14 protein-coding genes and 1 riboswitch are annotated in these 15,575 nt (G+C 70.9%); of the genes, 10 read left to right on the top strand and 4 right to left on the bottom strand.

Translation table 11 applies throughout. The annotated features are described in order from the left end of the window. The 3 genes from FL311_RS31175 to FL311_RS31165 all read right to left on the bottom strand — a co-directional run. On the bottom strand, positions 1–1,634 hold a 1,634-nt coding region (locus FL311_RS31175), incomplete at its 3' end, for a dipeptidase (protein WP_141330869.1). A gap of 158 nt (positions 1,635–1,792) precedes the next feature. Beyond that, the gene (locus FL311_RS31170; RefSeq protein ID WP_141330867.1) at positions 1,793–2,146 is read right to left on the bottom strand and encodes a helix-hairpin-helix domain-containing protein; all 354 of its coding nucleotides are present in this window, start codon (positions 2,144–2,146) and stop codon (positions 1,793–1,795) included. After that, the gene (locus FL311_RS31165) at positions 2,143–2,391 is read right to left on the bottom strand and encodes a hypothetical protein (RefSeq protein WP_194869429.1); all 249 of its coding nucleotides are present in this window, start codon (positions 2,389–2,391) and stop codon (positions 2,143–2,145) included. Before FL311_RS31165 ends, FL311_RS31170 begins: the two co-directional genes overlap by 4 nt. Positions 2,392–2,700: 309 nt before the next feature. Between FL311_RS31165 and FL311_RS31160 the strand changes: the two genes are divergently transcribed. The 3 genes from FL311_RS31160 (at position 2,701) to FL311_RS31150 (ending at position 5,116) form a co-directional block, all read left to right on the top strand. After that, positions 2,701–3,597, top strand: coding sequence for an MBL fold metallo-hydrolase (locus FL311_RS31160; protein WP_141330863.1), 897 nt, complete (start codon positions 2,701–2,703; stop codon positions 3,595–3,597). A gap of 192 nt (positions 3,598–3,789) precedes the next feature. After that, entirely contained in the window at positions 3,790–4,251 is a 462-nt protein-coding gene (locus FL311_RS31155; protein WP_141330861.1) for a carboxymuconolactone decarboxylase family protein, read from the top strand. A 1-nt stretch (position 4,252) separates the two neighbouring features. Next, complete coding sequence (locus FL311_RS31150; protein ID WP_141330873.1) at positions 4,253–5,116, top strand: sigma-70 family RNA polymerase sigma factor; 864 nt, start codon at positions 4,253–4,255, stop codon at positions 5,114–5,116. A 205-nt stretch (positions 5,117–5,321) separates the two neighbouring features. Here FL311_RS31150 and FL311_RS31145 read toward each other — a convergent pair whose 3' ends face one another. Then, the gene (locus tag FL311_RS31145; RefSeq protein ID WP_141330859.1) at positions 5,322–8,183 is read right to left on the bottom strand and encodes a hypothetical protein; all 2,862 of its coding nucleotides are present in this window, start codon (positions 8,181–8,183) and stop codon (positions 5,322–5,324) included. 268 nt (positions 8,184–8,451) lie between these two features. On the opposite strand from FL311_RS31145, the gene FL311_RS31140 reads away from it, so the two are divergent. The 7 genes from FL311_RS31140 to FL311_RS31110 all read left to right on the top strand — a co-directional run. Then, on the top strand, positions 8,452–9,705 hold the full coding sequence (locus FL311_RS31140; protein WP_141330857.1) for a dipeptidase: 1,254 nt from the start codon (positions 8,452–8,454) through the stop codon (positions 9,703–9,705). Positions 9,706–9,866: 161 nt separating this feature from the next. Next, on the top strand, positions 9,867–10,967 hold the full coding sequence (locus FL311_RS31135; RefSeq protein ID WP_141330871.1) for a hypothetical protein: 1,101 nt from the start codon (positions 9,867–9,869) through the stop codon (positions 10,965–10,967). Positions 10,968–11,011: 44 nt separating this feature from the next. Further along, positions 11,012–11,608, top strand: coding sequence for an RNA polymerase sigma factor (locus FL311_RS31130; RefSeq protein ID WP_141330855.1), 597 nt, complete (start codon positions 11,012–11,014; stop codon positions 11,606–11,608). Continuing rightward, positions 11,605–12,483 carry a tol-pal system YbgF family protein gene (locus tag FL311_RS31125; RefSeq protein ID WP_141330853.1) on the top strand — a complete coding sequence of 293 codons (879 nt, stop codon included), beginning with the start codon at positions 11,605–11,607 and terminating at the stop codon, positions 12,481–12,483. Before FL311_RS31130 ends, FL311_RS31125 begins: the two co-directional genes overlap by 4 nt. Next, the gene (locus FL311_RS31120) at positions 12,480–13,739 is read left to right on the top strand and encodes a hypothetical protein (RefSeq protein WP_141330851.1); all 1,260 of its coding nucleotides are present in this window, start codon (positions 12,480–12,482) and stop codon (positions 13,737–13,739) included. Before FL311_RS31125 ends, FL311_RS31120 begins: the two co-directional genes overlap by 4 nt. A gap of 76 nt (positions 13,740–13,815) precedes the next feature. Next, the gene (locus FL311_RS31115; RefSeq protein WP_141330849.1) at positions 13,816–14,337 is read left to right on the top strand and encodes an FHA domain-containing protein; all 522 of its coding nucleotides are present in this window, start codon (positions 13,816–13,818) and stop codon (positions 14,335–14,337) included. 9 nt (positions 14,338–14,346) lie between these two features. Next, positions 14,347–14,594, top strand: a riboswitch (cobalamin riboswitch). Between the two features lie 58 nt (positions 14,595–14,652). Next, the coding region (locus FL311_RS31110; protein WP_141330847.1) for a TonB-dependent receptor at positions 14,653–15,575 on the top strand (923 nt) is incomplete at its 3' end.

Here is a 15,575-nt window from a genome sequence, read left to right as displayed (position 1 = left end):
GGCTTGGGCTCCTCGGGCTCGGGCGGCATCTGGATGCTCTTGCCGCGCTCCTGGGCGATGCGCCGGTACCAGCTGTCCGGGTACTTGGGGTGGTTCACCTTGCCCTGCTCGTCGCGGACGTTGCCGTCGATGTACTTCACGAGCAGCGTCTCGCCGAGCTTCCTCCAGCGCGTGTGGACCTTCTCGCCCTGGCTGAGCGAGTACTCGGTGAGGTAGCGCCGGGCCTCCTCGGGGCTGCGCTTGTAGTGCTCCAGCGCGGTGCGCTCGATGTCGGCCTGGTCCGCGAGGAACTGGCCCTCCAGCGCGCCCTGCTCCTTGTGCACGTCCACGGACATGTCGCTCCAGCGCGCGTAGGCCTGGTTGGACACCCAGTTGAACACCCAGAAGGACGAGTCCCAGGAGAAGCTGCCCCGGCTGGCCACGCCCTGGGCGAAGTTGCGCGGCACCTCGCGGATGCCCGCGTACATGGGCGTGTAGACCGTCATCGACGTGTCATCCACGCCGAACCAGAGCACGCCGCCGATGGGGGCGGGCATGGAGGCGCGCATCTGGGCGACGAAGGAGAAGCCCGTCTGCTGCGTGGAGATGGCGCGCTCGTGCACGTACTTCTTGCCGTCCACCTCCCACGTCATCGGCCGCCACCGGTACGGCAGGGCGTAGGGGCCCGCGCCCACGTCCTTCGTCATGTCGAGCGGCGTGCCGTCGAAGTGGTCGCGCATCAGCGACATCACGTCCTGCACGGACAGCTTCTTGTCGGGCTTCACCCACAGGGGCAGCCGCTTGTTGGGCGCCGAGCCGTCCGCGTACTCCGGGCCGAAGTTCCTCGACGGGGCCGCGCGCCGGAAGATGCTCCACACGCGCGCCTCGGAGAAGCGCTGCCCGCCGAAGTCGAGCGGGTTGTAGGTCTGGGCGAAGCTGAAGTCCTTGTCCGCGCCCTTGAACCAGCCCTTCTCGCGCGCGAAGGAGATGACGTCCTTGGAGAAGAGCACGTTCTCCGGGTCGTTCATCGGGAACTGCTCGATGCGCGCCTGGTTGGCGTGCGCGGTGATGTGGCCCTCGGGCAGCTTGCGCGCCACCCACACGGCGCCCTTCTGGCCCGCGCCCTTGCCAATCATCTCCAGGAGCCACGCCTCCTTGGGGTCGGCGATGGAGAAGGACTCGCCGCTGGACGCGTAGCCGTGCTCGGCCACCAGCGTGGTCATGACCTGGATGGCCTCGCGCGCCGTCTTCGCGCGCTCCAGCGCGATGTAGATGAGCGAGCCGTAGTCGACGATGCCGGCGGGGCCCTCCAGCTCCTTGCGGCCACCGAAGGTGGACTCGCCGATGGACAGCTGGTGCTCGTTCATGTTGCCCACGACGGAGTACGTCACCGGGGCCTCGGGGATGCGCCCCAGGTGCTTGCCGGTGTCCCACTCGATGATGTCGCGCTGGGCCCCCGCGGCGTGGCGGCGGGCGGGCGTGTAGTACAGCTCGCCGTAGAGCTCGTGGGCGTCCGCGGCGTACGTCATCAGGGTGGCGCCGTCCGCCGTGGCCCCCTTGTTGACCAGCATGCTGGTACACGCGAGCACGGGCGGAGCGACCAGCGCGGCCGACACGGGCAGCGCGGTGAGCAGTCGGGGCAGTCGTCGGTTCATGGCGGCGGATGCTCTACCAGCCAGGGCCCGGATACAAACGTCCGTTGCGATGCGCCGGGTCGTCCCCGGGCTTGCCCCCTCACCCAGCAGTCGCCGCCCGGGCCACGAAGGGAGAAAACCCGGGCGGCGACCTTTCCCGAAAGAATGGACTCGTTGCGTCAGTTGTTCGTGGCGACCACCTCCTTTCCGTCCGCCGGCATGAGGACCTGCTCCACCCGCAGGGTGGTGGGGCCGTCGAGCGCGAGGTGGGGCTTGAGCTTGAGGAACTTCTTCTTGCCGAAGCCCTTCACCCGCACGAGCTCCTCCACGCGCTGGAAGCGGCGCTTCTCCCGATGCTGGATGATGCGCTGCGCCGCCTTCTCACCGATGCCCGGGAGCAGGTCGAGCTGTGAGGCCGAGGCCTCGTTGAGGTTCACCACGCCCGTGAACTGGTGGCGTGGCCTGGCCGCCTCCGCTGCGTTGGGCCACCCCACCCAGAGGCCCACGAGCAGCGCCGCCCACACGGCCCTCACGAGTGGCCACCCACGGGCGCGGCGTCCAGGCCCACCTCGCCCGCGTAGCGCCCGCCCATGCCCGGGGTCTCGCGCTTCTCCGCCGCCTCCCGCACGTGCAGCTTGCCGTCCAGGGGCAGCACATCCAGCAGCACGTTGAGCGAGCCGTCCTTGTTCACGAACGCGCTGCCCGCCCTCACCCAGATGCTCCCGCCCTTGCCCTCACGAATGGAGAACACCGCCAGTCGCTTCCCCGCCATCAGCATCATCCACCTCCACACTCGACACCGCGCCACCACGGCGCGGACCGCCTCATTCGTTCGACCGCCTGAGGTCGACTCCGGCATGAGCAGCCGTCGTGCCAGCGCGTGCTCCCTCTGGAGAGGTGGTCGCGCCACCGTGCGTGTGCGCGCGAGCCGTCCCACCGCGAGGACGGGCGACGGGACTCCAGCGGCTTCTCGCGAGGCGAGAGCGTCACGGTGGACGTGGGGATGAACCGTGTCGGGCTCGGGAATGAAATCGCGGGGCGTTTGCTAAGACGCGCCGTGCCGCGTCCCCCGCCGTCTGGAGGTTCCATGAAGGCCGCCGCCGCCGTGCTCGTCCTGTTGCCGTGTCTCGCGCTCTCGCAGGAGCGCGACTTCTCCCAGGTGGAGGTGCGCGCGACGCCGGTGGCGGGCAACGTCCACCTGCTCCAGGGCGCGGGCGGCAACATCGCCGTCTCCGTGGGTCCGGACGGCCAGCTCATGGTGGACACCGAGTTCGCGCCCCTCGCCGACAAGCTGCGCGCGGCCCTCAAGAAGCTCGGCAGGCAGCGGCTGGCCTACGTGGTCAACACGCACGTGCACAGCGACCACACCGGGGGCAACGCCGCCTTCGGACGCGAGGCGACGCTCATCGCCCACGCCGCTGTGCGCGAGCGCATGTCCAAGCCGAGGACCCGCCGCGGCGAGACGCTGCCTCCCGCGCCCGAGCACGCGCGCCCCGTCGTCACCTTCGAGCAGGGCCTGAGCCTCTGGTTCAACGGCGAGGAGGTGCGCCTGACGCACCTGCCCGCGGGCCACACGGACGGCGACAGCGTGGTGCTCTTCGTCGGCAGCAACGTCCTGCACACCGGCGACCTCTTCTTCGCGGACCGCTTCCCCGTCATCGACCTGGAGGCGGGCGGCAATGTGGAGGGCTACGTGCGCAACGCGGAGGCGCTGCTCGCGGGCCTGCCTCCCGGCGTGCGCATCATCCCGGGCCACGGACCGCTCAGCGGCCCCGAGGAGCTGGAGCGCTTCGTCGCCATGCTGCGCGAGACGACAGCGCTCGTGCGGCGCAAGAAGGTGGCGGGCAAGACGCTGGAGCAGGTGAAGGCCGAGGGCCTGCCGGAGAAGTTCAAGGGCTTCGGCGAGGGGCACGTCAAGACGGACCGCTGGCTGGAGACCGTCTACACGGGCCTGGGCGTGGCGGCGCGGGGCGCTCGTCCCTGAGGGGCCCTTCGTCCCCTCGCCGCTGCCTCGCGAGCAGCCCGGCCCGTCAGGCAGGCCCGCGTGGCGCCGGCTGGGGGAGCCAGGCCCGCGCCGAGACTCCTTGGACATTCGATAGGGCCATGTCACACGGGGCATCGGCTGCGTCGTCCTGGGGCTGGAAGGGCACTTCGCCCCCAGAACGAGGAGCCGCACATGAAGCCCAGGATGAATGCCTTCGCGGTCGCGCCCGACGCCCTCAACCTCATGGTGGATTTCAGCAAGAAGGTGGAGGCCCTGGGCCTGGAGCCGAGCCTCCGCGAGCTCGTGAAGATCCGCTCGTCCCAGATCAATGGCTGCGCCTTCTGCATCCACCTGCACACCCGCGCCGCCCGCGCCCAGGGGGAGACCGAGGAGCGCATCTTCCTGCTGAACGGCTGGCGCGAGTCGCCGCTGTACACCGAGCGTGAGCGCGCGGCCCTGGGCTGGACCGAGTCCCTGACGCTCCTGTCCACGACCCACGCTCCGGATGAGGACTACGCCGCGCTCGAACCCCACTTCACCCCGGAAGAAATCGTGAAGCTGACCCTCCTGATTGGCCTCATCAACACCGCGAACCGGCTCGTCCTCGGCTTCCGCATGGTCCACCCGGTGAGCCCGCGCAGTGAAGCCGCCTGACGTGACGCCCGCGGACGCCTTCGACCCGCTCCGCCCCCGGCTGCTCCGCATCGCCTACCGGATGCTGGGCATCGTCGCGGAGGCGGAGGACGTGGTGCAGGAGGCGTATCTGCGCTGGCATCAGACGGACCGCGGGGCCGTGCGGGACGCCGAGGCCGTGCTCGTCCGCACGGTGACGCGCCTGTGCCTGGATGTCCTGAAGTCCGCGCGCGTCCGGCGCGAGGAGTACGTGGGGACCTGGCTGCCGGAGCCCATCATCGAAACAGTGGAGGGCGACGATTTGACGCTGACCTTGATGATGGCCCTGGAGCGCCTGTCACCGCTGGAGCGCGCCGCGTTCCTGTTGCACGACGTGTTCGGCATGGACTTCGAGCAGGTGGCCAAGGCCCTCGACCGCGCTCCCGCGGCGTGCCGCCAGCTCGCCAGCCGGGCGCGAGCGCATGTGCGGGAGGCCCGGCCCCGCTTCCCCGTGACGGAGGCGAAGGGCCATGAGCTGGCACGGGCGTTCCATGCCGCGTCCCAGAGCGGTGACATGCAGGCGCTCCAGACCCTGCTGGCCCAGGACGCCGTCCTGTATGCCGACGGTGGTGGCAAGGCGAAGGCGATTCCCAATCCCGTCTACGGCCAGGAGAAGCTGCTGCGCTTCTTCCAGGGGGTGTGGCGCGCTCCCGCCGTGAGCTCGGCGCAGCTGGTTCACGAGGGCACCATCGACGGCCTGCCCGCGTACGTCACGGTGGATGGGGAGGGGGTGTTGCAGACCACGGCGTTCGGCATCGAGGACGGCCGCATCGTCGCCATCTATGTCATGCGCAATCCCGACAAGCTGAAGGGCATCCGGCACAGGGTGGTGGGCGAGTCGCCGTAGTGGGGCTCTGGCGCACGACGAAGGACGCCGTGAAGCCCTCCGGGCTCCATGAATGAGCTCGCGCCCATCGGTCCCGCCGTCCCGAGGCGCCTTGTGTGAGCCGCTCCGTCCTCGTCGTCCCGGGAGCCACCCCATCGCTCGCCGCCGAGCCCGCGCGCTCGGGGCCGTTCGTCCGTGGGGGCCCATGCAGGCGCCCCCGGCTCCATCACAGCTCGTGGTAGGGCTTCTTCGTGGACAGGGGGTTGGACCGGCTCACGCCCGACAGGTTCCCCACGCTGTTGCTCCGTCGCAGCATGGGGCTGGGCGCGCCCACGTGCTGCGAGAGGTCATCGGGCGCCTGGGGCAGGTCCATCGCCTTGGCCTCCGCAATCACGGTCATGTGGGCCACCCGCAGGTCCATCGCCGCGGTCCGCGGGTTGTCGGGGGGCGCGGGCAGCGCGCCGTCATGCTCGACCAGGTACACCGCCAGCTGGACGGCCCACGCGCCGCAGCTGTCCTGGGCGAGCGCTTCGTTCCCGTCGCGGTCGTCCTGGTAGCGGACGGTGCAGCTCTCCGCCTCGATGCCAGGGAATGGCAGGTTGAGCAGCTGGAGGTCCTCCACCGGCACGTCGTCGGGGCTGAGCGGGTCGATGTAGAGCAGCTTCGCCTTGCGACGTCCCAGGAGGTTCGGCGCCCCGAGCGTGATGTAGAGCAGCGCCCAGTGATTGCGGTGGCGGTGGAGCGGCTGGATGATGATGGTCGTCGCCGTGGTGATGGCCCCATGGACGGCGGTGCTGTACGCGGAGCGGTTCATCTCCCGCCACTGGACGCGGCTGATGCCGGGGAGGACCGCGACGTGCGGGTGGCCCTGGAGGTAGTAGCGCTGGAGGCAGTAGATGTCGTCCTCCTCGTAGTAGGTCCCCTCGTCGTCGAGCTTCGGCAGCTCGCTGGGGTCGCTGAAGTGTCCCAGGGCCTCGTACTCCTTCCGCTTCGACTCCAGGTCCTCGTCCTCCTTCTCCCCGTCCCGCGGCGAGCCCGACTCCTGGCTCCCGGAGACCTGGGACTTCTTCTTGCGAGGCAAGTCGATGACCCGAGGGGAGGGCTCCGCCAGCACCCGCCGCTTCACCTTGCCCAGGTTGTGAGGGCTCAGCAGGGGGAAGTCATGGACGCGGGGCCGGACGGGCACGACGACATCCTGGCTCGGGGGTTGGATGACCCCGAGGGGGCTCCCCAGCGACAGGCTCCCGGGGAGCTTGAGGTTCGGGCGGTCGAAGTCGATGCCCGTGTTGAAGAGGTCCAGGTTGCGCATCAGCAGGCGCTGCTCGAGCATCATCCTGCGGAAGTTCGTCTCCACGGAGGAGAGGACGTTCAGCTCCCGGGCCGTCTTCCCCTCCTTGGACTTGAGCTTGAGCTGGTGCTTGAGCAGCCCATCGAAGAAGGTCTGGACCGACAGGGGGGTGCCACAGACGCGCATGATGCCGTGGACGAGGTCTCCTCCCGTCGGGTGCTTGCTCGCGCTCTCGACCAGGATCAGCAACCCGCCTGCTCGCGACGTCTTCGACGTGGCCAGGAAGCCCTGGAAGAAGGCCAGGTACTCGGCCCGCTCCAGGGTGGTGTTGTTGGTCGTGTCGATGATGATGGCCCCGAGCTCTCGCGCGGACACGAAGGGCTTGTTGTCGATGTTGATGGGATTGGGCGCGCCGTCGAAGACCAGGACGCGGGTGCCGACCTTGCTGTCCAGTGACGCGTAGAGCTCGTCATGGTCGAGCTCGAAATAGGGCGCCCAGGACAGGATGGGCAGGGGCTCGCCCTGGGAGTCCAGCCTGGCGCCGCCCTTCGAGGAGAACAGCCAGTTCGAATACAGCATCCCGAACATCGTCGCCGACCGCAGCGCGGCCATGCCCGACACCAGCGAGGCCTTCTTGAGGACGAGCCTGTCGTTCACCTCGACCGGCGTGTCTCCGTCTCCCTGGGTGGGCTTCCTCGACGGCAGCAGGTCCGAGTCGTCATCCTCGTACTCGGACTCCGACCCGTAGCCTGAGTCATCGGGCTCGGGCTTGCGCTTCTTCTTGGGACCCTGGACGCGGGGGAGGACGCCCGCGAGGGTGTAGGAGACCTGGTTGTTCTCGAAGGCCCAGGAGCACGCCACCCCGCTGCCGTTGAAGTTGCCGATGAGCTCCGCGTAGTTCGCCGCCGTGGCCTTGGGGGAGTTGTTCGTCAGGGCGTGCAAGGCCGACATCAGGCGGTCGAGCGCGGCGAGCTGGTCATCCCCATAGCCCTCCAGGGACGTGATGAGCTTGATGACCGGCGGCACCTTCGAGGGCACCACCTTGGGCATCACCTTGAGCATCGCGGTGATGAACTCGCCGGTGAAGTCGAGCGCCTCGATGATGGCCTCGGCCCCGGCGCCAGGAGGCAAGAGCCCCGGGTCCAGCCGGATGCCGTTGGGGATGTCCGCGAGCGTGGGGAAGACCGAGCCGAAGCCCTCGCGTGAGACGACCTCGATGCCAATGCCGCGGGCGCGTAGCGCGCGCGTGAGCCTGGCCCCGAAGACGCACTGGATGATTCGCCACTGGCCCTGGTTGTTCAGCTTCGAGGGGAAGGCCTGCGCCTCGTTTCCGAGGATGCACAGCATCGGATAGCCGTGAATCTGCCAGCCCGGGCCTCGCTCCATCTCGAGCCGCGTGCCCCCCTCGACGTGGAAGCTCTTGCCCTTCCGCACGAAGCCGGCGAGCACCGCCTGGCACACCGCCCGCTTGGACAGGATGGCGATGTCGCTGAGCGGCACGGCCAGCCCAGCGCAACCCTCCTCGAACAGGGAGAGCAGCGCGTACATGCCGCCCTCGTTGCTGAGCGGCTGACGTCCGCCTCCCTTCGACGAGGTGTCGAGCGGCTTGCCCCGGCCCAGCACGAAGCCCGGGCTGTACGAGCGGGGATAGGACCGCGTCCCCAGGTTCGCGCCCATCGAGAACCTCGTGAAGGGCACCATCGAGTTCGCGGACGCGAGCATGACCTGGTGCAGCCACTCGAGGTCGTAGGTGATGCGGACGCTGCCCGCTTCTTGAGCTGCCTCGACTTGCCACACCATCGACCGGCTCCTTGGTTCCCCATCGGACGAGCCCGGGTGCGCATCGGGGGACGCGCGGCGTCCGGCGGGACCTGGCCGGAGGTTCTGCATGCGTCGCGCCAGGGTGGACTTCACTCGGAAGGACGCGGGGATGTGGCCCCTGGCTCACCGTGCCGGGGGGGCGTGCGTCGCGCCTGGACGCAGGTTCGTCCTGGGCAGACGCGGCTTCAACCCATCCGGGCTCCATGAAAGAGTGCCCGCACCGTCCCGTCGTCCCGAGGTGCCTTGCGTGAACCGCTCTGTCCTCGCCGCCCTGGTCGTCCTGGGAACCACCCCGTCGCTCGCCGCGGCGCCCGCGCCCGTCTCCGCCAAGGCCCGCGCCATCCACGAGTCGGCGCTCATCATCGACACCCACGTGGACACGCCCCTGCGCATGCTCAACGAGGGCTTCGACGTGGGCTCCAAGCCGCCCAATGGCCAGGGGCACCTGGACCTGACGCGCGCGCGGGAGGGCAACCTGGGCGCGGCCTTCTTCTCCATCTGGGTGGAGCCCAAGGAGTACGCCGGCCGCTACACCCACCAGGCGCTGCGCATCATCGACTCGGTGCACAACGCGGTGGAGCAGCACCCCGACCAGATGGTGCTCGCGCTGTCGTCCAAGGACATCGTCGCCGCGCGCTCCGGCAAGCAGAAGAGGCTGGCCACGCTGCTGGGCGTCGAGGGCGGCCACGCCATCCAGAATGACCTGGGCGTGCTGCGCGACTTCTACCGCCTGGGCGTGCGCTACATGACGCTCACCTGGTCCAACACGAACGAGTGGGCCGACTCGTCCGGCGACCTCACCGACACCACCGTGAAGCACCACGACGGCCTCACCGACTTCGGCCGCGACGTGGTGCGGGAGATGAACCGGCTGGGCATGCTCGTGGACGTCTCGCACGTGTCCGACAAGACCTTCTTCGACACGCTGAAGGTGACGCGCGCGCCGGTGATTGCCTCGCACTCGTCCGCTCGCGCGCTCACGGACCACCCGCGCAACATGACGGACGAGATGCTCAAGGCCGTCGCCGCCAACCGCGGCGTCGTCATGGTGAACTTCTTCTCCGCCTTCGTCGACGACGACTACCGCAAGGCCTACGCCGCCATGTCGGCGGAGCGCGCCGCCGCCCTGGCCGCGGTGGAGGCGAAGCACCAGGACTCAGACTCCGTCACGCGCTTTCGCGCCCAGTCCCAGGCCGGCTGGGAGTGGGCCGCCAAGGTGCCGCGTCCTCCGCTCAAGGCCGTCATCGACCACATCGACCACATCGCGAAGGTGGCCGGCGTGGACCACGTGGGCCTGGGCTCGGACTTCGACGGCATCAACTCCGCGCCCGAGGGACTCGACTCGGTCGCGGACCTGCCGCGAATCACCGAGGCGCTGCTCGCCCGGGGCTACACGCGGGAGCAGCTGCACAAGATCCTGGGCGGCAACCTCCTACGGGTCTTCCGCGATGCGGAGGCCGTCAGCCGCGAGCTGCGCTCACCCCCCAGCGTCCGGCGCTGATTCCAGGCCCCGCGAGGGCAGGCGGCGGCACGAGGGAACGTGACGCCTGTCCGCCCGGGATTGCAGGCGCAACGCGTCTTTTCCGATGCACCTGCTGTGCAGCGGGTCCGGGGAACCCGGGGGCTTCCTTCGGCCACACGCGAAAGCTAGCCTCCGTGTTCATGGCATCGGGCGTCGTGTTGATTCGGCTGGGGCTCGTCGCCGCCCTGTGCCTGGGCGTGGAGGCTCGCGCGGAGGACGGCGGCGGCGCATGGCTGGCCGTGGCGCGCATCGCCTCCGCGGAGGACGGCGCCCTGCTCGAGCGCGTGCGCGGACAGAGCAGTGACCTGCCCGTGGAGCTGCGCGCCATGCCGGGACCTTCGCTGGAGGGCCCGCCCCAGGCCCAGTGGCGCTCCGCCGTCGCGCTCGCGGACGCGCACCAGGCCCGCGCCGTGCTCTGGTTCCAGCGCTCCGGCTCCGAGCTGCGCGTCCACTTCGCCGAGCCCGGCAGCCGGCACCTCTTCGTCCGCACCGCGAAGCTGGAGGGACAACCCGGCGCGCTCGAGTGGTCCGCGGGCGCCGAGGCCGTGGCGCTCGTGGTGCGCTCCGCCCTGCGCGCGGTGGAGGCGGGCACGCCCCTGGGCGAGGTGGTGGAGGCCGCCGCGCCCCCCGTGCCCGTGCTCGAACCCGAGCCCGGCCCCGTCGTCGTGCCCCCGGAGCTGTGGACCTATCCGCCGGCCTCGAAGGACGCGCGCTCCCTGCGGTGGCAGGTGATGGTGGGCGGACTCGCCGCGCTGGATGGGTACACGGACTCCGGCCAGCAGGGGTTCCTGATTGGCTCCGGGTGGGAGTTCCCCTCGGCGCGGCTGCGGCTGCTGCTCTCGCTGAGCCTGGCGCGCATGCTCCCGGATGGGCGCACCGACGTGAAGCTGGAGCAGTACTCGGGCGGGCTGTGGCTGGACTTCCCGCTGCTGGAGACGGGCACCCTGCGCTGGGGCCTGGGCGCGGGGGCGGGCCTGCTGCTCTTCGGCCGCAGCACGGAGTCGTACTTCCCGGGCATCCAGGCCGCCAAGCCGCGCTTCATCCCCGCGCTGCTGGTGGGGCCCGACACGTCCCTGCGGTGGAGCTTCTCGCGGCTGCTCGCCGTGGAGCTGTCCGTGGCCGCCGACGCGGCGGTGGGGCGGCCGGAGCTGGGTTACTCCGAGAACGGAAACTTCGTGCCGCGCAATCAGGGCTGGGCCATCCGGCCCAGGGCGTCCCTGGCGCTGGTGCTGCTGCCATGAGCGGTGATGACCCGTTTTCGCCTCGGCCTCCCTCCATGGGGTCGATGACGAGCACGGGTCCGGAAGCCATCGGCAGGGCAAGACCTGGAGTGGACCCGCGCATCCAGGCGGCCATCCAGGGGCGCAAGGAGGCCGCCGAGTCCCTGCTGCTGGAGCTCCTGCCCCGGGTGCGCAACCTGGTGCGCTACCTGGTGCACGGCGACGGGGACGTGGAGGACATCGCCCAGGAGGCGCTCATCGCGCTGCTCCGGGGGCTGCCCTCGTACCGGGGAGAGGGGCCGTTCCACTCGTGGGCGGACCGGGTGGTCGCGAGGACCACCTTCGCGTGGCTCCGGCGCGCCCGGGGCACCGAGGCGCGCAGGGGCGAGGAGCCGACCGAGTTGATGGCGGTGCCGTCCGAGGACGCGCCGCCGGACGAGTACGTCCACCGCCGTCGCATGGTGATGTTGCTGGACCGTATCCCCGACGAGCAGCGGCATGCGATGGTGCTGCACCATGTGCTCGGCATGAGCGTGCCGGAGGTGTCGGACGAGCTGGGGATTCCCTTCGAGACGATTCGCAGCCGCCTGCGGCTGGGGCGCACGGCGCTGCGCGCGCTGGCCACGGAGGCGGGTGGCGCTCCGGAGGGAGGTGCGGCATGAGTCGGCTCGTGGATGAGGACGGGCCGGACGCGCTGCTCGCGCCGTTGGATGACGGCTCCGGCCCCGCGCGCCGGCTGTCGCGGCAGAAGTCCGCCGCGCTGGTGCAGGCCGCGCTCCTGGCCGCGATGGACGCGCCGTCGCCGCCCCCGCGTCGGCGACACCGGCCGCACTGGTGGATGGGCGGGGCCCTGCTCGTGGTCGGCGCCGCGGCGGTCGCGACCTGGCAGCTCTGGCGTCGCCAGGAGCCTCCTGCTCCGGAGGACACCGCGGTCATCGCTCCCTCCGCGCCGATGATGTCCCGCGCCGAGCCCGTCGTGCCCGTGCCCGAGGTGCTCGCGCCGGAGCCGCGCGTGCCGTCGCTGCCCGGTGAGGTCGCGCGAGAGCGGTCCGTGCCTCCAGGGCCGGAGGGGGTGGCTCCGGAGGTGCCCGATGCGGTCGCTCTGGAGCCCATCGCTCCGGTGAAGCCCCGGATGAGCGCGCCGTCCGCCGCGCCCGCGCCGGAGGACCTGCTGCGCCGGGCCAACGCGCATCGGGCCACCGGGCAGTGGAAGGCGGCCGAGGCGCTCTACCTGCGCGTCATCCGGGCCGAGCCCCAGGGCATGTCCGCGTACGTCGCGCGCGTGGCCTCGGGCGCGTTGAGGTTGGAGCACCTGGGCGATGCGCGCGGGGCGCTGCGCCAGTACCAGGAGGCCCTGAAGGGCTGGCCCGGGGGCTTGTTGGAAGAAGAGGCGAGCCACGGTGTCACCGAGGCGCTGCGCGCGCTGGGGGACCGGGACGGCGAGGTGCGCGCGTTGGAGGACTTCCTCGCGCGTCACCCCGATTCGCCCCATGCCGTGGCGGCCCGGAAGCGGCTGAAGGAGGTCTCAGGTCGATGAGTCGCGCCAACGTGACGAAGGTCCTCTGCGTGCTGGGGCTGGTGGGCGCCTGGAGCGCGTGCGAGGTGAAGGACCCGGTGGCCTTCATCGAGACGCCTCGCAACGACGCGGGGCCGGTGGCCTCGTCGGACGGCGGGCCGACGACGGGCGAGGGCGAGGAGCCCGCCGATGACCACACCGCCTTCTGCGCGTCCACGGGGCCGCTGCTCCTGGTGGGCGACAGCCTCACGGGCGCGAAGGTGTGCAGCGGGCACCTGGCCGAGCGGGCCTTCCGCTACGCGCTGTGCTCGTGCGAGCGGCTGGCCTTCAGCGCGTCGCTCACCACGGATGCGTTCAAGAGCTCGCTGGGCAAGTACGTGCCGGGCGGCAAGGGCGGCGCGGTGGCGACGAACGGCGGCGTCGCGGCCAACGACACGCTGACGATTGGCGGCGGGCTGAGCGCGGGCGGCGCGGACGGCATCCTGCTGGGGCGCGGCCTGTCGGTGGGCGGCGGGCTGTACAGCGGCGGTCCGCTCAGCGGCAACGTGTCCGCTCAGGTGACGGGGGACGCGTGGGTGCGCGGCGACGTGGGGCTCGCGTCGCTGAGCGTGGCGGGCAAGCTGGCGGTGCCCGCGGAGCGCAGCATGTCCGGCACGGTGACGGCCGCCGAGGTGCTGCGCGAGCCGGTGGACTCGGTGTCGCCGTGCGCGTGCGGGGACACCGCGTCGGTGGTGGACATCCAGGGCCTCATCGCCAACCACGCCCGCGAGAACCACAACGACGTCATCGACCTGGAGCCCACGGCGCTGCAGGGCTTCACCGGCGAGCGCACGCTGGAGCTGCCGTGCGGGCGCTTCTTCCTGACGGGCATCGAGGGCCAGGGCCGGCTGAACCTCGTGGTGCGCGAGCGCACCGCGCTCTTCGTGCGGGACAGCGTCGTCATCGGCGAGCGGCTCTCGGTGGAGGTGGTGCCGCCGGGGGAGCTGGACTTGTTCGTGGGCGGCGACATGACGGTGGCCGGACAGCTCCTGCTGGGGTCCGTGGACGCGCCGGCGAAGGTGCGCGTGTACGCCGCGGGGACGGGGACGCTGGGCATCTCCGCGGGCAGCGTGCTCGCGGGAAACCTCTACGCGCCCGGCGCCACGCTGACGCTCAGCGGCAACGCGGAGGTGTTCGGCTCCGTCTTCGTGCGCCACATCGAGTCGTCCGGCACGCTGGCGCTGCACTACGACTCCGACATCCTCTCGCTGGCGAGCGCCTGCGGGACCGTGGAGTGACGCAAAGGGGGGGTGGACAGGGCGAGGAGGCGTGCACAGGTTTGCGTGCACACCTTCCCGGCCTGGAGGGCTCGTCGTGCTCCACCGTCTGTCCGCGCTGATGTCCCGGCTCCAGGAGGACCGCGAAGCCCTGCTGCGGGAGGTCGGGTGGCCCGTTCTGGTGTGGGACTCCATGCCGAGCCGTCCGCGCTCCGTGGCGCAGGTGGAGCCGCCGACGCTGAAGGTGCCGATTCCCTCGCGGGTCATGGAGCCCGTGGTGTTCGAGCTGTGTCCGCGCTTCCCCGGGCGCGGCCCCGAGGTGATGGTGGGCCGCAGCCCCGAGTGCGACATCGTCCTGCCGGAGCCCACCGTGTCGCGGCAGCACGCGCGCTTCCGTCCGGAACCGCACACCGAGGTGTGGAGCGTGACGGACCTGGAGAGCCACGGCGGCACCTTCGTGGAGGGGGTGCTGATTGTGCCGGGGCGCTCGACGCCGCTGTTCAGCCAGGCGTCGCTGCGACTGGGCAGCGCACAGGTGGTGTTCCTGCAGGCGAGCGCCTTCGAGTCCTACGCGCGCGCGTGCGACGTGTCGTCCCGGGTGCGCTTGACGCGCTGGTAGTCAGCTCCTAGAAGGGGTGCGCCCTTGGGTGCCCATGTCGGGCTTTCAAGAGGGAAGCCGGTGCGATTCCGGCGCGGTCCCGCCACTGTGAATGGGCAGCCCTGAGGTCAGGGCCGGGGACTTCGGTTGTCGCCACTCCGGCGGTGTCCAGGCGGACGCTCCGGGGGAAGGCGGAAGCCCCCTTCCAGCCAGACGCGTCGTGCGCCTGGAGCTGGAGTCCATCAGCCAGGAGACCTGCCCGAGGGTGCGGACGTGTCGCGTGGCGGCACGTGCGGACGGCCTTCTCTCTTCGATGGAGAGAGCGGAAGGCGGAGCATGCGGCGCACCTTCCTCGCCGGGCACCTGGTGTGTCTGGCGCTCAGCCTGCCTTCCGGAGCGCGCGCGCAGGCGACGGACGACGTCGTCGTGCCCGCGACGGTGGTGCGAGGCAAGGCGCCGCCGCCTCCCGACGCCCCCGAGCGCCGCGACCCCACGGGCGCCATCACCGTCATCGACGCGAGCGAGCATGCGGGCGAGGCGCGGGACACGGCGGAGCTGCTCGTGGGCTCGGTGGGGCTGGCGGTGCAGGACTCGGGTGGCTACGGGCAGAGCAAGAGCCTGGTGGTGCGCGGCGCCGCGTCGAACGGGGTGCTGGTGTTCCTGGATGGAATCCCGCTCAACGGCGCGGGCGGCATGGCGGACCTGTCGCAGGTGCCGGCCGCATTGGTGGAGCGACTGGAGGTGCTGCGCGGGGGCGCGGGGGCTCGCTATGGCTCGGGAGGGCTCGGCGGCGCGGTGAACATCGTCACGCGCGCGCCGTCGTCGCACGTGCGGGCCAGTGGAGAGGTGGTCTACGGGAGCTGGAACACGGCGCTGGGGCACGTGGCCATCACCGGGCCTCTGTTGGACGGGAACGCGCTGGTGCTGCTGCACGCGGGGCGCTCGGATGGGGACTTCGCGTACGAGCTGGATGAGCTGCCCGCGGTGCCGGACAACCCCGTCACGGCGGAGGCGCGCGCGCGCAACGACGCGAAGGGGGGAGGCGTGCTGCTGCGGTATCGGCGGCGGCTCCCGGGTGGCTCGCGGCTGGATGTGCTGTCCGAGCTGTCGCTGGAGGACCGCGCGATTCCGGGCACGGTACAGAACCCCCAGTCCGCGGGGCGACAGGACCTGGACCGGCTGTCATTGGGCGTGAGGTGGTCGGGGACGCAGGCGAGTGCGAGGGGCTTCTTCCGTCGCGATGGCCTGGAGGTGACGGG

Source organism: Myxococcus sp. AB025B, from assembly GCF_006518215.1.
Lineage (GTDB): Bacteria > Myxococcota > Myxococcia > Myxococcales > Myxococcaceae > Myxococcus > Myxococcus fulvus.
Note: the sequence above shows the minus strand (reverse complement) of the source record. Positions and strands in the feature narration are given on the sequence as shown.